21 protein-coding genes and 2 other annotated features are annotated in these 20129 nt (G+C 42.1%); all 21 genes read right to left on the bottom strand.

The genetic code is table 11. From position 1 onward, the window contains the following. Positions 1 to 28: 28 nt before the first annotated feature. The gene (gene rpoB, locus AAEM60_RS00695) at positions 29 to 3586 is read right to left on the bottom strand and encodes a DNA-directed RNA polymerase subunit beta (RefSeq protein WP_299746140.1); all 3558 of its coding nucleotides are present in this window, start codon (positions 3584 to 3586) and stop codon (positions 29 to 31) included. 232 nt (positions 3587 to 3818) lie between these two features. Then, a complete protein-coding gene (locus AAEM60_RS00690) occupies positions 3819 to 4427 on the bottom strand; it encodes a class I SAM-dependent methyltransferase (protein ID WP_299746137.1) in 609 nt (202 codons plus the stop codon). Between the two features lie 157 nt (positions 4428 to 4584). Beyond that, entirely contained in the window at positions 4585 to 4944 is a 360-nt protein-coding gene (gene rplL, locus AAEM60_RS00685) for a 50S ribosomal protein L7/L12 (protein WP_299746135.1), read from the bottom strand. Positions 4945 to 5001: 57 nt separating this feature from the next. Continuing rightward, complete coding sequence (gene rplJ, locus AAEM60_RS00680) at positions 5002 to 5502, bottom strand: 50S ribosomal protein L10 (protein WP_299746133.1); 501 nt, start codon at positions 5500 to 5502, stop codon at positions 5002 to 5004. A gap of 42 nt (positions 5503 to 5544) precedes the next feature. Beyond that, positions 5545 to 5689 (bottom strand) — a sequence feature (ribosomal protein L10 leader region). Positions 5690 to 5739: 50 nt separating this feature from the next. Next, positions 5740 to 6486 carry a 50S ribosomal protein L1 gene (rplA, locus tag AAEM60_RS00675; RefSeq protein ID WP_299746265.1) on the bottom strand — a complete coding sequence of 249 codons (747 nt, stop codon included), beginning with the start codon at positions 6484 to 6486 and terminating at the stop codon, positions 5740 to 5742. A 74-nt stretch (positions 6487 to 6560) separates the two neighbouring features. Next, complete coding sequence (gene rplK / locus AAEM60_RS00670) at positions 6561 to 6986, bottom strand: 50S ribosomal protein L11 (protein ID WP_032085258.1); 426 nt, start codon at positions 6984 to 6986, stop codon at positions 6561 to 6563. Between the two features lie 175 nt (positions 6987 to 7161). Next, positions 7162 to 7695: a transcription termination/antitermination protein NusG gene (gene nusG / locus AAEM60_RS00665; protein WP_098353402.1), complete on the bottom strand. Its 534-nt coding sequence runs from the start codon at positions 7693 to 7695 to the stop codon at positions 7162 to 7164. A 171-nt stretch (positions 7696 to 7866) separates the two neighbouring features. Further along, complete coding sequence (secE, locus tag AAEM60_RS00660; protein ID WP_044340513.1) at positions 7867 to 8046, bottom strand: preprotein translocase subunit SecE; 180 nt, start codon at positions 8044 to 8046, stop codon at positions 7867 to 7869. A gap of 48 nt (positions 8047 to 8094) precedes the next feature. Continuing rightward, positions 8095 to 8241 carry a 50S ribosomal protein L33 gene (gene rpmG, locus AAEM60_RS00655; protein WP_079534455.1) on the bottom strand — a complete coding sequence of 49 codons (147 nt, stop codon included), beginning with the start codon at positions 8239 to 8241 and terminating at the stop codon, positions 8095 to 8097. A gap of 72 nt (positions 8242 to 8313) precedes the next feature. Next, entirely contained in the window at positions 8314 to 8919 is a 606-nt protein-coding gene (sigH, locus tag AAEM60_RS00650) for an RNA polymerase sporulation sigma factor SigH (protein ID WP_229597131.1), read from the bottom strand. Positions 8920 to 9035: 116 nt separating this feature from the next. Beyond that, on the bottom strand, positions 9036 to 9545 hold the full coding sequence (locus AAEM60_RS00645) for an NYN domain-containing protein (RefSeq protein WP_299746109.1): 510 nt from the start codon (positions 9543 to 9545) through the stop codon (positions 9036 to 9038). Between the two features lie 6 nt (positions 9546 to 9551). Continuing rightward, the gene (rlmB, locus tag AAEM60_RS00640; protein WP_148971229.1) at positions 9552 to 10295 is read right to left on the bottom strand and encodes a 23S rRNA (guanosine(2251)-2'-O)-methyltransferase RlmB; all 744 of its coding nucleotides are present in this window, start codon (positions 10293 to 10295) and stop codon (positions 9552 to 9554) included. Between the two features lie 2 nt (positions 10296 to 10297). Beyond that, positions 10298 to 10717 (bottom strand): Mini-ribonuclease 3, encoded by a 420-nt coding sequence (locus AAEM60_RS00635; protein WP_113970873.1) that lies wholly within the window; start codon positions 10715 to 10717, stop codon positions 10298 to 10300. Next, on the bottom strand, positions 10717 to 12117 hold the full coding sequence (gene cysS / locus AAEM60_RS00630) for a cysteine--tRNA ligase (protein ID WP_299746090.1): 1401 nt from the start codon (positions 12115 to 12117) through the stop codon (positions 10717 to 10719). The genes AAEM60_RS00635 and cysS overlap by 1 nt, the downstream gene beginning before the upstream one ends. Beyond that, positions 12114 to 12764 (bottom strand): serine O-acetyltransferase, encoded by a 651-nt coding sequence (cysE, locus tag AAEM60_RS00625; RefSeq protein WP_148971226.1) that lies wholly within the window; start codon positions 12762 to 12764, stop codon positions 12114 to 12116. The genes cysS and cysE overlap by 4 nt, the downstream gene beginning before the upstream one ends. 72 nt (positions 12765 to 12836) lie before the next feature. Continuing rightward, positions 12837 to 13058: a binding site (T-box leader), on the bottom strand. Between the two features lie 43 nt (positions 13059 to 13101). Further along, positions 13102 to 14559, bottom strand: coding sequence for a glutamate--tRNA ligase (gltX, locus tag AAEM60_RS00620; protein WP_299746086.1), 1458 nt, complete (start codon positions 14557 to 14559; stop codon positions 13102 to 13104). A gap of 87 nt (positions 14560 to 14646) precedes the next feature. Next, positions 14647 to 15123 (bottom strand): 2-C-methyl-D-erythritol 2,4-cyclodiphosphate synthase, encoded by a 477-nt coding sequence (ispF, locus tag AAEM60_RS00615; RefSeq protein WP_299746083.1) that lies wholly within the window; start codon positions 15121 to 15123, stop codon positions 14647 to 14649. Beyond that, complete coding sequence (ispD, locus tag AAEM60_RS00610; protein ID WP_299746080.1) at positions 15116 to 15820, bottom strand: 2-C-methyl-D-erythritol 4-phosphate cytidylyltransferase; 705 nt, start codon at positions 15818 to 15820, stop codon at positions 15116 to 15118. Before ispD ends, ispF begins: the two co-directional genes overlap by 8 nt. Before the next feature lie 76 nt (positions 15821 to 15896). Further along, entirely contained in the window at positions 15897 to 16988 is a 1092-nt protein-coding gene (locus AAEM60_RS00605) for a PIN/TRAM domain-containing protein (protein ID WP_299746078.1), read from the bottom strand. Between the two features lie 214 nt (positions 16989 to 17202). After that, positions 17203 to 18276, bottom strand: coding sequence for a DNA integrity scanning diadenylate cyclase DisA (disA, locus tag AAEM60_RS00600; RefSeq protein WP_113970866.1), 1074 nt, complete (start codon positions 18274 to 18276; stop codon positions 17203 to 17205). Positions 18277 to 18279: 3 nt separating this feature from the next. Beyond that, on the bottom strand, positions 18280 to 19656 hold the full coding sequence (gene radA / locus AAEM60_RS00595; RefSeq protein WP_044340501.1) for a DNA repair protein RadA: 1377 nt from the start codon (positions 19654 to 19656) through the stop codon (positions 18280 to 18282). Positions 19657 to 20129: the final 473 nt, after the last annotated feature.

The raw sequence follows: 20129 nt of genomic DNA, 5'->3' as shown, positions 1-20129 counted from the left end.
ACAGGCTCTAACCCTAATTGCTCTAAATTTATTCTTTAGACCCTACTGTCTCGGATTCTTGTGCATTAGATTCAGAGATATTTAGCGTGTCTGCTTGTTGTACTTCTTCTTCATCCTCTAAGTCACGCATTTCGATTTCTTCTTCGGTACTAGAGAGGATCTTAACATCCATACCTAAACTTTGAAGCTCTTTGATCAGAACTTTGAATGATTCCGGAACTCCTGGTTCAGGAACGTTTTCACCTTTGACAATGGCTTCGTATGTTTTCACACGACCCACAACATCATCAGACTTAACCGTTAGAATTTCTTGTAGAGTGTAAGCAGCACCATAAGCTTCAAGTGCCCATACCTCCATCTCACCGAAACGCTGTCCACCGAATTGAGCTTTACCTCCAAGTGGCTGCTGCGTAACAAGTGAATAAGGACCAGTTGAACGAGCGTGAAGTTTGTCATCAACCATGTGAGCAAGCTTGATCATATACATGATACCAACTGATACACGGTTATCAAACGGTTCACCTGTTCTACCATCATAAAGAACGGTTTTCGCATCACGTGCCATACCTGCTTCTTCAATGGTTGCCCATACGTCTTCCTCACGCGCTCCATCAAATACCGGTGAAGCGACATGAACACCAAGATATCTTGCTGCCATACCTAAGTGAAGCTCCAGCACCTGTCCGATATTCATACGAGATGGTACCCCTAACGGGTTTAACATGATATCGATCGGTGTACCGTCTGGTAAGAACGGCATGTCTTCTTCAGGAAGAATTCTTGAAATAACACCCTTGTTACCGTGACGACCAGCCATTTTGTCACCTTCAGAAATCTTACGTTTCTGAACGATGTATACACGGACAAGCTGGTTTACACCTGGAGGCAATTCGTCGCCGTCTTCACGATTGAAGACTTTAACATCGAGGATGATTCCCCCGCCACCATGTGGTACACGAAGAGATGTATCCCGCACTTCGCGAGCTTTCTCACCGAAGATTGCATGTAATAAGCGTTCTTCAGCAGTCAACTCTGTTACACCTTTAGGCGTTACTTTACCAACAAGTAGGTCGCCGTCTTTCACTTCAGCACCGATGCGGATGATTCCACGTTCATCAAGATTGCGAAGTGCATCTTCACCAACGTTTGGAATATCACGAGTGATTTCTTCTGGTCCTAATTTCGTATCACGGGATTCAGACTCATATTCTTCAATATGAATAGAAGTATATACATCGTCCTTTACAAGACGTTCACTCATGATGATCGCATCTTCATAGTTGTAACCGTCCCAAGTCATGAATCCAACCATTACGTTACGTCCTAAGGCGAGTTCTCCCTTTTCCATTGAAGGACCATCAGCAAGGATTTCTCCTTTTACGACACGGTCGCCTTCACTTACGATTGGACGCTGGTTGTAACATGTTCCCTGGTTTGAACGGATGAATTTTTGCATACGATATTTATCGAGGTCACCTTTTACTTCTTGACCGTCGATTTCTTTCACACGACGCACCCAAACTTGTTTCGCTTCAACCTTTTCTACAATACCTTCATATTTACAAATCACGGCGGCACCAGAGTCTTTGGCTGATACGTGTTCCATACCTGTTCCGACGATCGGTGATTCTGGATTCATTAAAGGTACTGCTTGACGCTGCATGTTCGCTCCCATAAGAGCACGGTTGGAGTCATCGTTCTCTAAGAAAGGAATACATGCTGTCGCAGCTGATACTACTTGTTTAGGAGATACATCCATGTAGTCCAGACGTTCACGCTTGATGACCGTGTTTTCACCACGGAAACGAGCAATGACTTCTTCATCAAGGAATGCACCGTCATCACCTAGACGTGCGTTTGCTTGTGCCACTACATAGTTATCTTCTTCGTCTGCTGTCAAGTAATCGATACGATCGGTTACTTTCCCGGTATCAGGGTCAACACGACGATACGGCGTTTCGATAAAGCCGAATTTATTCACTTTCGCAAATGAAGAAAGTGAGTTGATCAGTCCGATGTTTGGTCCCTCAGGCGTTTCAATCGGACACATACGACCATAGTGGGAGTAATGTACGTCACGCACTTCGAATCCTGCACGTTCACGCGTTAATCCACCAGGTCCTAAAGCAGAAAGACGACGTTTGTGCGTTAACTCTGCAAGAGGATTCGTTTGATCCATAAATTGAGACAATTGAGAGCTTCCAAAGAACTCTTTAATTGATGCGATAACAGGACGAATGTTGATCAGTTGTTGAGGCGTGATCGTGTTCGTATCCTGAATGGACATTCTTTCACGAACGACACGCTCCATACGTGATAAACCGATGCGGAATTGGTTTTGAAGCAATTCACCTACCGAACGTAAACGACGGTTTCCTAAATGGTCAATATCATCCGTTAGTCCTACTCCGTGTAATAAGTTAAAGAAGTAAGAAATAGAAGAGATGATATCTGCAGGTGTAATGTACTTAACCTCTTCTTCAACATACGCATTGCTGATGACATTAATCTCAAATTCTCCCTCTTCGTTAGGAGAATAGATTTTGATAGATTGAAGAACGACGTCTTCTTCTAACACGCCACCTGACTGTTGGTAGTTCTTAAACCCGATGCCATTTTCTAAATAAGGAATGACCTTATCAAGAGCGCGGCGATCAAGAACCGTGCCTTTCTCCGCCAGAATCTCACCCGTTTCCGGATCTGCTAGAGTTTCTGCTAGAGTTTGACCGAATAAACGGTTCTTAATGTGAAGCTTTTTGTTCATTTTGTAACGTCCAACGTTTGCTAAGTCATAACGCTTAGGATCAAAGAAACGAGAAACGAGTAAACTTTTAGCATTTTCTACTGTAGGAGGCTCTCCCGGACGCAGACGCTCGTAAATCTCGAGCAATGCCTTGTCGATACCTTCCGTGTTGTCTTTCTCGAGCGTGTTACGAATGTACTCATTATCACCGATCAAATCGATGATTTCTTGATCAGAGCCAAACCCAAGGGCACGTAAAAGAACCGTTACCGGTAGTTTGCGAGTTCGATCAATTCGCACATATACAACATCTTTCGCATCTGTTTCATACTCAAGCCAAGCTCCGCGGTTTGGTATAACGGTAGCAGTAAACCCTTTCTTTCCGTTCTTATCTACTTTTCCGCTAAAGTAAACACTAGGTGAACGTACTAACTGAGATACGATAACGCGCTCAGCACCATTAATGACAAAAGTACCTGTGTCTGTCATTAATGGGAAATCACCCATAAATACGTCTTGATCTTTTACTTCTCCTGTTTCCTTGTTCACAAGACGGACTTTCACTCTAAGCGGTGCAGAGTAAGTAACATCTCTTTCCTTTGATTCTTCCACCGAGTACTTTGGCTCTCCCAGACTATAATCAATAAATTCTAAAGAGAGATTACCAGTGAAGTCCTCAATCGGAGAAATGTCACGGAACATTTCTCTTAACCCCTCATCAAGAAACCATTGATACGAGGAAGTTTGAATTTCGATTAAATTCGGTAATTCTAAAACTTCACTGATACGCGCAAAACTTCTGCGTTGGCGGTGTCGTCCATACTGAACTAGTTGACCTGTCAACTGATTCACCCCTCAAATCAAGCGTTTTGGTTGTGTCTATATGCCTTCAAGTAGGAATGCTACTCTACACAAGACAAAAAGAAAAAGGGTTTTAATGATAAAACCTCATTTTCATATTACGAACTATTATTTTATAATCTTTTCCAATTTATCCAATATGTATACATATGGACATAATACCGGAAAATAATATTTTTGCATTTTATAATGTTATCATAGCAGTAAAGCTACGTCAACGGATTTCTTTTACCGATTTCAAGATGTAGTAACCCTTTTTCCTGGCGACAATTTCTACATTTGTAAACAATTCTTCCATTTTATCCATGGCAGATGGAGCGCCTTGTTTCTTCTGTATAACGGCCCACAATTCACCATTCTCCTTCAGGTAGTCATAACTAGTTTCAAGAATCGAATGAACCGTTTCTTTCCCTGCTCTTATCGGCGGGTTTGTTAAAATGGCCGCAAATTCCGTTTCAACGACATTCGTAAATCGGTCACTTTGGTAGATGCTCACGTTTTGAACTTTATTCTCTCTAGCATTTTCTTTTGCTAAAGACAACGCTCTCTCGTTTACATCAATCATATGAACCATACGATTATCATTTTCTTTCGCTAAAGACAAACCGATTGGACCATACCCGCAACCGACATCCAGTAACGGACCCGTTACGTCTGGTAATTTAAACGTTTCAATCAAAGCTCTTGAACCAAAGTCAACTTCCTTCTTCGAAAAAACACCTTGATCCGTTTTAAAACGGAACGCATGTCCTCTCAATTCAAAGGCGATCGTTTGGGGGTTACTCTCTACATCAGGGTTATGAGAATAATAGTGATCGGTCATTATATCATCTCCATCCTTTGGTACATCAAGTCTATTAACCATCTTTCCCAAAAGGAAATGAAGGTAACGGACGATAAACGCAATTGTTTACTTACTGTTAGGTGCCAGACAAGAAAAAAGCCCGCCAAATATAGCGAGCTTTTCATCTATACAATCATTACTTAACTTCTACGCCAGCTCCAACTTCTTCAAGTTTAGCTTTAAGTTCTTCAGCTTCCTCTTTAGAAATACCTTCTTTAAGAGCTTTTGGAGTGTTATCAACCATTTCTTTCGCTTCTTTAAGGCCAAGACCTGTGATTTCACGAACAACTTTGATAACTTTGATTTTTTGAGACCCAGCGCTCTCAAGGATTACGTCGAATTCAGTTTTTTCTGCAGCAGCGTCTCCGCCACCAGCAGCTACAGCTACAGGTGCAGCAGCAGTTACTCCGAATTCTTCTTCGATTGCTTTAACTAGATCATTTAATTCAAGAACTGACATTTCTTTAATCGCGTCAATGATTTGCTCTTTACTCATTTTAAATTTCCTCCTTGTAATGTTTGCTTAATTTTTATTTAAACGACTTGCTTTAACTTACGCGCCTTGCTCTTCTTTTTGATCTGCAACGGCTTTTGTCGCCAATGCAAAGTTGCGCATTGGAGCTTGAAGCACGCTGAGTAGCATAGAAAGAAGTCCTTCACGGTTTGGAAGTTCAGCGATCGCTTTAACATCCTCAACTGAAGTGATTGTTCCTTCAATGACACCCGTCTTGATTTCAAGTGCTTCGTGTTCTTTAGCAAAGCTGTTAAGAATCTTTGCAGGTGCAACTACTTCTTCAGTACTGAACGCGATCGCGTTAGGACCCGTTAAGAATTCGTTTAACCCTTCAAGACCAGCTTCTTCTGCCGCACGACGAACCATAGTGTTTTTGTACACTTTGAAGTCGATGCCAGCTTCACGAAGTTGTTTACGAAGCTCAGTTACTTCGGAAACATCCAGACCACGGTAATCTACAATGATTGTAGATACACTGTTTTTTAGCTTGTCAGAGATTTCTCCAACGATATGTTTCTTTTGTTCTAGAATGCTGCTCATCATTACACCTCCTGTAGATTGACTGATGAACATTTATACCGTCATCCAATAAAAAATGCCCTTATATCAAGGTAGACATAAGGGCATTGCAAACACGCTATAAGCGGTTATTTTATCGCAATTACCTCGGCAGGACATTAAGCTCTGAATGAGCACCTACTGTCTACGGTACAAATGTATTCGTTTTTAACAACAGAACTAATTATAATCATTAGCTCAAGGTAAGTCAATACCAAATTATGCCTTAACTGCGAAAGTTGAAGGATCGACTTTAACGCCAGGTCCCATTGTAGAAGTTACAGAAACGTTTTTCATGTAAGTTCCTTTTGCAGCTGCAGGTTTAACTTTAAGCATTGTTTCATACATTGTAGCAAAGTTTTCAACAAGCTTTTCGTTGTCGAAAGAAATCTTTCCAACAGGAACGTGTACGTTACCTGATTTGTCAGCACGGTATTCAACTTTACCAGCTTTGATTTCATTGACAGCTTTAGTCACGTCGAATGTAACTGTTCCAGTTTTAGGGTTTGGCATTAAACCTTTAGGTCCTAATACACGACCAAGCTTACCAACTTCACCCATCATGTCAGGAGTGGCTACGATAACATCGAACTCGAACCAACCTTGGTTGATTTTGTTGATTAGTTCTGCATCACCTACGAAATCAGCGCCAGCAGCTTCTGCTTCTTTTGCTTTATCGCCTTTAGCGAACACAAGAACTTTTTGAGTTTTACCAGTTCCGTGTGGAAGTACAACTGCTCCACGGATTTGCTGGTCATTCTTACGAGTATCTACACCTAAGCGGAACGCTACTTCGATCGTTGCGTCAAACTTAGCGAAGTTTGTTTTCTTTACTAATTCGATTGCTTCTTCAACTGAGTAAGCTGTAGTACGATCTACAAGCTTTTGAGCTTCAAGAAACTTTTTGCCTTTTTTTGCCATTTTAAATTTCCTCCTATATGTGGTTTTAGCGGAATAACCTCCCACGAAATAAGGTTGCGAGTGAAACGTACATTTCATCATCGCAACCTCGTTCAACAGGACCTTTAACGAAGCAGGGATTAGTCTTCGATGACGATACCCATGCTGCGCGCAGTTCCTTCTACCATGCGCATAGCTGATTCAACACTAGCTGCATTTAAGTCAGGCATTTTTGTTTCAGCAATTTCACGTACTTTGTCGCGTTTAAGTGTTGCCACTTTCTTGCTGTTTGGTTCGCCTGAACCAGACTCGATACCAGCTGCTTTTTTAAGTAAAACTGCAGCGGGTGGAGTTTTTGTGATGAATGTAAATGAACGGTCTTCAAATACCGTAATTTCAACAGGAATGATTAAGCCAGCTTGATCTGCTGTACGAGCATTGAATTCCTTACAGAATCCCATGATGTTAACACCTGCTTGACCTAGTGCAGGACCAACTGGTGGAGCTGGATTAGCTTTACCGGCAGGAATCTGCAATTTAACCATTTTAATAACTTTTTTAGCCACGAGACACACCTCCTTAAGTCCGTGATGTGGTTATTGGGTTTTTCACCCTCCCACTCATGTAAAAAATGTCTTTATCAACATAAAGAACGTCTATTAGTTTCAGTATCTCTTTGCGGAGACGCACTGACTTATGAAATAGTACCATTTTTTCAGAATGATTTCAAGTTCTTTTCCATTATAATTTATCAATTTGGGAGAAATCCAGTTCTACCGGGGTATCTCTGCCAAACATATTAACATGAACTTTCACTTTTGCTTTCGCATTATCAATCTCTTCGATTGAGCCGGTAAAGTTCGCAAACGGACCTTCGTTTACTTTTACTGTTTCTCCTAATTCGAAGTCGATCTCTACCTTTTTCTCTGTCATACCCATTTGCTTCAGAAGATTTGTCACTTCTTCGGGTAATAAAGGAGTAGGCTTTGAACCTGAACCTGATGAACCGACAAACCCGGTAACTCCAGGCGTGTTACGAACAACGTACCAGGAATCATCCGTCATGACGATTTCCACGATCACATAACCAGGGAAGACCTTCTTCTTAACGACTTTCTTCTTACCGTTCTTGAAATCTGTCTCTTCTTCTTCAGGTACGATCACGCGGAAGATTTTGTCTTGCATCCCCATCGTTTCAACACGTTTCTCAAGGTTCGCTTTAACCTTGTTCTCATATCCTGAATAAGTATGAACTACATACCAATTTTTCTCCATTTAATAGGACTAAACGTCCGTCCCTCCTCGCTGTTTAAGAATACTTATCCGCCTTTTTTTCTCCAAATGAAAAAACCCGTAAAAAGATAACGGGCTCTAAGGTCATGTACTCTATTAACATTCATTATACCATGATTTCACGGTATATATACAACTAATTCTATGTTTCTCTTACTTAGAACCAATGATCAATCGCATAAGTTCTGAGATGCCCAGGTCAATGACAGCAAAGAAAAGGGCAACAAATACCACTGTCGTAATAACGGTAATCGTATAGCGTGTTAACTCTTTACGTTTAGGCCAGCTGACCTTTCTCATTTCTGATGCAACATTGCGAAAGAATTTAAACATCCGTTTGTAACCTCCAACTAATATCAATACGCAAGACTTGGTGCTCCACTATTTTGTTTCTTTGTGTAGGGTGTGAGCATTACATGTATTACAGAATTTCTTCAATTCTAATCGAACTGCTTGATTACGATTACCCGGTACACTATAATTCCTGGAACCACACACCGTACAAGCAAGTATTAATTTAGTAGTCATATATTCCACCTATACTATCCATAGTAAGTCCTATCAAAAATAACACGACCACCAATTTGTGTCAATATGACTTTACATCGTTATTTCGCGAACTTCCAAGTATCGTTCGAGCTTTCTTTTCACTCGCTGCAAGGCATTGTCGATGGATTTCACATGGCGGTTCAGTTCTTCAGAGATCTCCTGATAGGATTGACCGTCTAAATAGAGAGCCAGTACTTTCCTCTCAAGATCACTTAATAACTGAGCCATCTTGTCTTCCATATTATCGAATTCTTCACGATTGATTATCAGCGCTTCCGGATCCATTACTTTCGCACCTGAAATAACATCTAAGAGCGTTCGGTCTGACTCGTCGTCATAAATGGGCTTGTCCAATGAAACATACGAATTCAATGGTATATGCTTCTGTCTCGTGGCTGTCTTAATGGCTGTAATGATTTGTCTTGTGATACAAAGCTCTGCAAACGCTTTAAAAGAAGTCAGCTTGTCCTCTTTATAATCACGGATCGCCTTGTATAATCCAATCATACCCTCCTGGACGATATCTTCCTTATCTGCCCCAATTAAGAAATACGAGCGGGCTTTCGCTCTTACAAAATTACGATATTTCCTGATTAAGAAATCTAACGCTTCGCTGTGACCCTGATGGACGGCTTCTATGATCTCTTCATCATCCATGCCTTCTAATCGATTATCAAATGCTTCTGTCCTGGTGATATTGCTCACACACATCCCCCCGCGCAAAACAATAGATAGAAATATTATACATTACAGAAAATTCAATCGTCAACCTCTCATTGTTCCCCGCGGCGCCATTTTTCGAAAATTTCAGCAACTTCATCTGATAATTGGATCTTGGAAGCCGGCCTTTTATCACTTGAATTCCGTACTTTTCTTTCAATCTTTTTTTCGATGACTTTTACTTCTGTGTGCAGCTCCCTTGCTGATTTACGGAGGGCTCCCTGGCCAAAGATCGCCCATTGCTCCGTGAAATCAGAAGTGGCTACATGAATTTGAGTTTTAATATTACTTAACTCAATGGCTAATTTTTCAATTCGTTCATCCGCTGTTTCATTTTCTTTCGTGAAAATGACTTCCACCTTATAATTTCTATATTTACGGGCAATTCCCTGAACGTAATAAGCATCAAAAACGACAATGACCCGGTAGCCGGTATATCCTTGATATTCAGCCATTAGTTCTACAAGGCGATCTCTCGCTGCGGCCAAATCCTTATGTTTCAACTCATTCAGCTCTGACCAGGCACCGATTATGTTATAGCCGTCCACAAGGAGAATATCCATGTCTCTCTATTCTCCCAACGGGTGGCGTTTACGATAGACCTCATACATTAAAATACTAGCTGCCACCGAAGCGTTTAATGATGTTACATGACCGACCATTGGCAACTGAACAAGGAAATCACATTTATCTCTAAGTATTCGGCTCATCCCTTTACCTTCACTTCCGATAATCAAGCCGATAGGCAGCGTACCATCCAATTGGCGGAAATCCTGCTTTCCTTTCGCATCCGTTCCTGCCACCCATACACCACGTTCTTTCAGTTCATCAACCGCTCTGGACAGGTTGGTTACACGTGCAACCGGAATGTGCTCAATGGCACCCGTTGAAGCTTTCGCTACCGTTGACGTCAGCCCCACTGCTCTCCTCTTCGGGATGATGATTCCATGGGCACCAGCAGCATCCGCTGTTCTCATGATCGAACCCAGGTTATGAGGATCCTCTAATTCATCCAGGATCAGTATGAATGGATCTTCCCCTTTTTGTTCGGCCCTATGAAACAAATCATCAATTTCCGCATACTGATAAGCAGCTACAGAGGCCACGACCCCTTGATGATTTTCCGCTACCATTTGTTCTATCTTCTTCTTCGGAACGTATTGAACCATCACATTCGATTCTTTGGCAAGTCCAACAATTTGCTGGATGGAGCCTTTCTGGGAACCTTCTGCAATCCAAATCTTATTGATATCCCTTCCCGACTTCAATGCTTCCATAACCGGATTTCTTCCTCCGATAAAATCTTTACTCATTTCTACTCCTCCTTTCCTGCCTGGGCTTGTTCAAATATCATCTTCAACAGTTCCTCTAATCGCTCTGTCCGATTAAGTAAAAACAAATATCCAATAAGCGCCTCAAAAGCAGTGCTGTGTTTATACGTTTGTACATCCGTATTTTTTGGCGTTGTTCCGGATTTCGCATTCCGGCCGCGCTTGACAATCGATATCTCTTCTTCCGTTAAGACGTCCTGATCGAACAACGTTCTGAGAATAGCCGCTTGAGCTTTAGCAGACACATACTTCGTCGCCGCTCTGTGAAGCTGATTCGGCTTGATTTTTCCTTTTGTTAAGAGGAGCTGCCGTACATACGTTTCATATACAGCATCCCCCATATAAGCCAGTGCAAGTGCATTGATTTGTTTCGCATCGATTTGTTCATTTATCTCGTGAAGCATTAAGACCCTCTTTTCCAGCGAATGCCTTGAGGAGTATCTTCCAAGATGATATTCATCTCTTTTAATGTGTCACGAATTTCATCTGCTAATTGGAAGTTCCGATCTTTACGTGCCTGAACGCGTTTCTCGATCAGTTCTTCCACTTCTTCGTCCAACAGTTCTGCTTCCTGAAGGCTTAGCCCCAGGACAGAGAAGAAGTCTTCGAATTGGCTCAAGAACATATCAATCACTTCTGTAGCTGTATTTTTCTCCATTAAATAATAATTGGCTTGCTTGGATAATTCGAATAAGACGGAAATTCCGTTGGCTGTGTTAAAATCATCATCCATTTCAGAGATGAACTGCGCTTTTAATTCAGCGATTTTGTCCAGCCATTCCCGGTTGTTATCCGTCAGGTCTGTACTCGATTCCTTACGGTGCTTCAAGTTCTCATAAGCTGTCTTAATTCTATCTAAAGCGGACTCTGCATTTTGAAGAAGCTCTAAATTGTAGTTGATAGGATGACGATAATGAACAGATAGCATAAAGAAACGAAGGACTTGTGGATCCTGTTCTTTAATGATGTCATGAACCAATACAAAATTCCCAAGTGATTTAGACATTTTCTCATTATCAATATTAATATATCCATTGTGCATCCAGTACTTTGCGAATGGCTTTCCTGTAAGTGCTTCTGATTGTGCGATTTCATTCTCGTGATGAGGGAAGGTTAAATCCTGGCCCCCGGCGTGAATATCGATGGTATCCCCCAAGTAGCGCTTTGCCATGGCAGAGCACTCAATATGCCAGCCGGGACGGCCTTCACCCCAAGGGCTTTCCCAAGAAATTTCCCCTTCTTTCGCCGCTTTCCATAATACGAAATCAAGAGCATCTTCTTTTTTATCCCCTACATCTATGCGGGCGCCTGCTTTAAGCTCATCGATCGGCTGATGAGAAAGCTTACCGTATCCATCAAACTTTCTTGTACGATAATAAACGTCACCTTGTGATTCGTAAGCAAACCCTTTCTCCACAAGAGCAGAGATAAAATCAATGATGGCATCAATATTGTCTGTTACAGTCGGATGAACATCCGCTTTCTTGCATCCAAGTGCTCCGGTATCTTCAAAGTACGCCTGGATAAAGCGCTGGGCAACCGTCGGAACATCCACTCCCAGCTCATTTGCCGCACGAATCAATTTATCATCCACATCTGTGAAGTTAGAGACAAAGTGAACATCAAAGCCTCTGTATTCCAAATAGCGTCTCACCGTATCGAAGACAATGGCCGGGCGTGCATTTCCTATATGAATATAGTTATAAACCGTCGGCCCGCACACATACATTTTGACTTTACCCTCTTCCAGGGGTATAAATTCCTCTTTTTTTCTTGTCAATGTGTTATATAAACGAATCGTCAATATGATCGACTCCTTCCTTCATATTCCCTTAATAATGATTTTACCTCGTTCAATTCCATTTCCAGTTGCTTCATACGATCATTCATCGGATCGGGGAGATCACAGTGATTCAGATCCTTCTGTATCTTGACGCCATCCTGAATGACGACCTTCCCCGGAATACCGACGACGGTTGAATTTGGGGGAACATCTTTCAGCACGACCGATCCAGCCCCTACCTTAGAATTTTCCCCAACTACAATCGATCCTAATACTTTCGCTCCCGTGGCGATAAGAGCATTATCCTGAATCGTAGGATGCCGCTTCCCTTTTTCTTTGCCTGTTCCACCAAGGGTCACCCCTTGAAAGAGCGTAACATTATCTCCGATTTCACACGTTTCACCAATCACGACTCCCATACCATGATCAATGAAAAATCGGCGGCCGATTTTTGCCCCTGGGTGAATCTCAACCCCGGTGAAAAAGCGGCTTACCTGCGAAATAACGCGAGCGATAAAAAAGAATTTCCTTTTGAAAAAAGCATGGGCTATGCGATGGGCCCATATGGCATGAAGACCCGAATACGTAAGGATGACCTCGAGATAATTCCTGGCAGCCGGATCCTGATCAAACACTACTTCTATATCTTCCCTAAATGACTTAAACATTCGGATCCATCCCCCTTCCTTTTTTAAAAATATAAGCACTTAACAATAAAAAAACGCCTCTGTCAATAAACTGACAGAGACGCTTAGGTAGCGCGGTTCCACTCTGATTGAGAAGAAAAATACCCTTCTCCAACTCGAATCCTGTTAACGGTAGGAAGCCGCCTTTACCTACTATATTTCAGTAACGGGCTCAGAGGTGCATTTCAGAATCGGAGGGGCTTAAACCACTTTCAGCCGGTGATGGTTCTCTCTACTAAGCATCCTTTTCTTACTTCTCCTCATCAACGCGATATCATTTATTGTGATACTCTTACTATATTACATAACATCCAAAATGTTAACCTAAAAGACTTTGAAGACGATGTTTAACGGTATCTTTCCCTAAAAGCTCAATCGCATTCGGTAATTCAGGACCATGTGTCTGTCCTGTTACCGCTACACGGATCGGCATAAACAGCTTCTTCCCTTTATGACCAGTCGACTTTTGCACCGCTTTGATAGACGATTTGATTTCTGCTGCTTCATAATTTTCAAGAGCTTCAATCTCGTTCAAGAAAGCTTGAAGTACTTCAGGGACCTGCTCCTCTTCCAACACCGCTTTCGCCTCTTCATCATATTCAAGATCTGTTTTGAAGAACATTTCAGACAGCTCCACGATTTCAGCACCGAAGCTCATTTGCTCCTGGTATAAAGAAATGACGCGACTCGTCCATTCACGCTGCTCGTCAGACATATTCTCTTCTAATTTACCAGCGCTGATTAAGTGAGGAAGGGATAACTCCACCACTTGCTCTAATTCTAAATTCTTCATGTATTGATTGTTCATCCATGTTAGCTTCTGGTTATCGAACAGGGCAGAAGAAGTAGATAGACGCGCCGGATCAAAGATTTCAATAAACTCATCTTTAGAAAATATCTCTTCTTCTCCTTTAGGAGACCAGCCGAGTAGCGCTATGAAGTTGAATAAAGCTTCTGGTAAATAACCCAATGCTTCGTATTGTTCGATGAACTGAATGATACTTTCATCACGCTTACTCAGTTTCTTACGGCTTTCATTAACGATTAATGTCATATGCCCGTAAACAGGAGCTTCCCATCCAAGAGCTTCAAAAATCATTAATTGCTTTGGTGTATTGGAAATATGATCTTCTCCACGTAGAACGTGTGAAATTTTCATCAGGTAATCGTCTACTGCAACGGCAAAGTTATATGTAGGTGTACCGTCTTTTTTCGCGATGACAAAATCACCGATTCCGTCTGATTCAAATGCCACATCTTCTTTCACAATATCATTGAAAGAATATACTTTCCCTGCAGGCACACGGAAACGAATACTTGGTTGACGTCCTTCTGCAGCTAATCTCTCTTGATCTTCTTTTGTCAGGTTACGGCATTTACCGGAATAGCGGGGCATTTGGCCTGATGCTGATTGAGCTTCGCGTTCCGCTTCCAGCTCTTCTTCCGTACAGTAGCATTTATAAGCTTGTCCGCTTTCTAACAGCTCATTTAAATATTGCTCATAAATATGATTACGCTCTGATTGGCGATAAGGGCCATAGTCACCAGGCTTATCTACGCTTTCGTCCCAATCAATTCCAAGCCATTGAAGATATTTAAGCTGACTTTCTTCTCCGCCTTCAATATTACGTTTCTTATCCGTGTCTTCAATACGGATGATGAACTTTCCACCTACACTGCGAGCGTATAAGTAATTAAATAAAGCGGTTCTTGCATTCCCAATATGTAAATGACCCGTTGGACTTGGAGCATAACGGACGCGTACTTCTTTTGTCATTTGATTTCCTCCTCTTTGTATTCCTGCATTAAAGTCTCTGACCTATTTTAACACCGTTATGAAAGGGAATAAAGCGAATTTGTCCCCTTACTTCTTTTTGATCAACACGGTGGTTTGCGCTGCGATCCCTTCGCCTCTTCCAGTAAAACCAAGCTTCTCTGAGGTTGTGGCTTTCACGTTCACTTGCGTACTATCCGCTTCTAATAGGGTTGCGATGCTTTGTCTCATTTCGTCGATATAAGGAGCCATCTTTGGTTTCTGAGCAATGATCGTGCAATCGATATTCCCTAATTCATAGCCTTCCTCTTTCACAAGAGCCCATACATGCTCGAGAAGCTTAGCTGAATCTGCATCCTTGAATTCAGGATCTGTGTCTGGAAAGTGTTTTCCGATATCCCCAGCGGCAATCGCCCCCAAACATGCATCCGCTACAGCATGTAATAGTACATCTGCATCTGAATGACCTAATAACCCTTTTTCATATGGTATGGTTATGCCTCCCATAATAAGGGGTCTGTCTTCTACTAATTGATGAACATCAAATCCTTGTCCGATCCTAAACATGGTTGTCTCCTCCACTCATTTCCTCTTGCTTCTTCAAAATGGCCTCAGCAAAATATAAGTCCTCAGGTGTTGTCAGTTTAATATTGTCATAATCACTCTCCACAACAGCAACCATAACATCCATTCTTTCTACTAGAGAAGCATCGTCTGTGCCAAGGAAACCATCTTGCTCCGCTTCCCCGTGCGCTCTTTTCAACAATGAAACACGAAAAGCTTGTGGAGTTTGAACCATCCACAAGCTTGAGCGTTCAATCGTTTCCTCGACTTCTCCATCCATCACTTTTTTGATCGTATCTTTAACAGGAACAGCGGCAATGGCGGCTCCTGTTGATTGAGTTTTTTCTACTAATTGGTGAATCGTGGATTCTTTAATAAAAGGTCTTGCCCCGTCGTGTACAAGAACAATTTCATGATCAACCTCAAGCAATGCGTTGTATACACTATGCTGTCTTTCTTCCCCGCCATCTACAAGCTTAACGACCTTTTTAATACCAAAGCGGTCTAATAAACTTTTGAACTCATCTCGCTCCGATGGATGAATCGCTAAATAGATACCCTGACAATGGGAGTCAAGTTCAAAAACGCGCAGTGTATGAATAATGACTGGACAGCTATTCAGCTCGAGGAGCAGTTTATTCTTGCCTGCTTTCATTCGTTTCCCTTGCCCTGCAGCCGGAATGACAACTTCATATTCCATACGATAACTCCTTTAACACTCGAGTAATACTATTTATTATACCTCACTGAATCAATAGAGTCAGGGCAAAGATTACTTATAAAGCTTTTTCTAATTGCTTCGGCTTCGCAAAGATCATTCGACCCGCAGAGGTTTGAAGAACAGACGTCACAAGTACATCGATATACTTGCCGATATAATTGCGTCCCTCTTCCACTACAATCATCGTACCATCATCGAGATAGGCGATTCCTTGATTATGTTCTTTACCGTCTTTGATTACCTGAACCTTCAATTCTTCTCCAGGTAATACAACTGGCTTAACGGCATTGGCCAAGTCATTGATATTTAATACTTGTACACCTTGAAGATCGCATACTTTATTCAAGTTGAAATCATTCGTGACAACGATCCCATTCGTAAGCTTCGCTAATTTCACAAGCTTCGAATCAACTTCCTGAATTTCCTCAAAGTCACCTTCATAAATCTGAACCTCTACAGGGAGCTCCTTTTGAATTCGATTCAGGATATCAAGTCCACGCCTGCCACGGTTTCGTTTCAACACATCTGAAGAATCCGCAATATGCTGAAGCTCTTCCAGCACAAACTGTGGAATGACGACAATTCCTTCTAAAAATCCAGTTTGACAGATATCTGCGATACGACCATCGATAATCACACTCGTATCCAGTATCTTCAGCGTTTTCACACCCGCTTCATCAGAATCTTCGTCAGTCCCTTTTTTCTTGCCTTTATTTGTAGTACCAAACAGACCGACCAGCTCATCCCTTTTCTTAAAGCCAACTTGAAAGCCTAAATAACCAAGAATCAGCGTTAATAGAATCGGAACCACTGTGTTGACAATCGGGATCTCCATTTGATTGAAAGGAATCCCAAACAGATACGCAACAAAAAGACCGATAATAAGTCCTAAACTGCCAAATAACAGATCCGTTACTGGAGCTTTTACTAAACTATCTTCAAACCACTTGACGAAATTGACGACATACTCGACTGCCCAAAACGAAAGAATATAAAAAATAATGGCACCAAATATAGCAGTCATATAAGGGTTATTAATTAAAGGAATGTCTGATAAATTTATGACGGTAAATAATTCGGGAAGCAGAAATATCCCCAGTGTTCCCCCGACTATAAGGAAGCACGCTTGAACGATTCTTTTTAACATTCCCTCACCTCCTCCTATTCATTATAAACAATTTGCTATTTTTGAAACGTCTTAGCCCTTGAAAATTTTAAATTTAATACTTTGGAAACCATTTTGATATACTTATCCCATTTTACTAGCTTCCTTAAGTGAAGGCTAACATGTCTCTTAAAGACTGTCAATTTTTTGAAAATGCTTCAATTATCCCCTGTATGGCAAATACAGGACCACATACCTATAACTGTCGATCGGCAAACGTTTGTTCTTTGATCAGTTTTAATCCCTCTTTGATTTTCCGTGCCCTGACCTCTCCTATTCCTTCCACTTCATCCAAATCATCCACTGAAGCACTCACTACATGGGGAAGGGTTTCGAACCTGGTAATAAGGTTTTCGATGATCACAATCGGTAACCGTGGGATCTTATTCAACACGCGATATCCTCTTGGATAGATGGCATCATCGTGATGAACATACCCATGATAGCCTAATAATTTTAATAGGACATTATCCTCTAATACTTCTGAATGGACAAGCTCCTGAAATTTATAGAGTAGTTCGAACGGCTTTATATTTCTTTCCTGAGAATAATCCCTAATAATGAGCATCGCCTCATCTTCAATATCTGCCAATAGCTCATTCATCTGAAGGCGTATCAATCTTCCTTCGACACCCAGCTCGCTTAAATAGGTCAATAACTCGTTTTTAATCCTTAATACCATTTCGAATCTGTGAAGAACTTGCAGTAGGTCGCTTTGTGTCACAAGCTCCTCAAACTCCAGAACCGATAGATTAGAGATACTCTGATCGAGAACCACCTTATACTTCTCCAGAGTTTGAATCGCCTGGTTGGCCTTCGTTAAGATGACAGAGATATCCTTTAAAGCATATCGAAAATTCCCTTGATACAACGTGATCACGTTTCTACGTTGCGAAATAGCGATGACAAGGGCATTGGTCTGCCTGGCAACCCGCTCTGCCGTGCGGTGTCTCATTCCCGTTTCGGTAGAGGGAACGTACACATCGGGAGCCAACTGAGCGTTTGCCAAAATGATCTTCGTACCCGCTTCATTCAGGATGATGGCCCCATCCATCTTGGCAAGCTCATACAGATAGCTTGGTGAAAAAGCACAATTGATATGAAATCCGCCATCCAGTACAGATTTCACCTTATCATTGTAACCAACGACAATAAGGCCGCCCGTATTGGCTCTCAGAACATTATCGATGCCATCTCTTATCGGAGCACCTGGAGCAACAAATTGCAATATATCCGACATGGACTTTTCTCTTGCCTTCTTATCTTCCATTTCTTATCCTCCTAAAATAATAGCCAGCGCTTCGTTTATATTTGACACTCCTGTGACCTCTATATCCGAAGGCGGCTGCCATCCACTTAAGTTATTTTGGGGAATAATCACACGTCTAAAGCCTAGTTTAGCCGCTTCTTGAACACGTTGCTCAATTCTTGACACCCTTCTTATTTCACCCGTTAATCCGACCTCTCCGATAATACAATCATGAGCACTGGACGCTTTATCACGGAAGCTGGACGCAATACTCGCGGCAACAGCCAAATCAATCGCAGGTTCATCCAGTTTGACCCCTCCTGCCACTTTTAAATAAGCATCCTGCTGCTGCAATAGCATTCCTGCGCGTTTCTCCAACACGGCCATAATGAGTGAAACACGGCTATGATCGATCCCCGTCGCCATTCGTCTAGGGTTATTGAAGCTGGTCGGGGTGACAAGGGCTTGTATCTCCACCAGAACAGGTCTTGTACCTTCCATGGATGCAACGACCGTTGAGCCTGCCGCGCCTTGTGAGCGCTCCTCCAGGAATATCTCAGAAGGATTTGCGACTTCCTCCAGACCAAGCTCTTTCATTTCAAAAATCCCCATCTCATTCGTGGAACCGAAGCGATTCTTCACGGCTCTTAAAATACGATATGAATGATGGCGCTCCCCTTCAAAGTACAGTACGGTATCTACCATATGCTCCAGCAAACGAGGTCCGGCAATGGATCCTTCCTTTGTAACATGCCCTACTATGAAGATGGCAATGCCTTTTGTTTTTCCTATTCTCATTAATTCAGCTGTACACTCCCTCACCTGGGAAACACTACCGGGAGCAGACGTCACTTCAGGATGAAAAATCGTTTGAATCGAGTCGATGATGACAAAATCAGGAGAGATTTGTTCAATCGTTTGATGGATCAATTCAAGATTCGTTTCCGCAAATATATATAAATCATCCGACTTAATACTTAATCGATCTGCCCGAAGTTTTGTTTGCTTGATCGATTCTTCTCCGGATATATATAGCACCTTCTGCTTTTGATCGGCAAGCTGGGAAGATACCTGAAGCAATAAAGTAGATTTCCCGATCCCGGGATCTCCACCGATCAACACAAGTGAACCCGGAACTACTCCTCCACCTAACACCCGATTCAGCTCTTTCGATTCAGTCAATACTCTTGGTTCTTGCTTTGTTTCGATTGAGATAAGTTTTTCTGCTTTAGTGGGCCCGCTATTTTCAGAATGCATAAATGATCCTCGAGGCTTTTTCCCCGTCATCTCAACTTCTTCCACCATCGTGTTCCACTCGTTACAACCTGGACATTTGCCCATCCATTTAGCAGACTCATAACCACATGATGAACATACAAACTTTGTCTTTTTCTTTGCCAATCTATTCTTCTCCTCTTTCACTCTATTTGTTCTTTTTACATTTCATGACAATACCCATTCGAAATGATTGTATCGGTTTTATGTACTGTATTCAATTTAGGACCCTTCGAAAAGCACAGGTGGCTTGCTTAGAGGCGACAAGCATAAGACGAGTTAACCGGAAAGGCGTTTTTTGCCTTTTTGGTTAACTTGGCTTATGACCTCGAGCCTCTAGCCACCGGAGCTAGACAATAAGAAAAGCGCAGGTGGCTTGCCCAGAGGCGACAAGCATAAGACGAGTTAACCGGAAAGGCGGTTTTTTGCCTTTTTGGTTAACTTGGCTTATGACCTCGAGCCTCTAGCCACCGGAGCTAGACAATAAGAAAAGCGCAGGTGGCTTGCCCAGAGGCGACAAGCATAAGACGAGTTAACCGGAAAGGCGTTTTTTGCCTTTTTGGTTAACTTGGCTTATGACCTCGAGCCTCTAGCCACCG

Source organism: Rossellomorea sp. y25, from assembly GCF_038049935.1.
GTDB lineage: Bacteria > Bacillota > Bacilli > Bacillales > Bacillaceae_B > Rossellomorea.
Note: the sequence above shows the minus strand (reverse complement) of the source record. Positions and strands in the feature narration are given on the sequence as shown.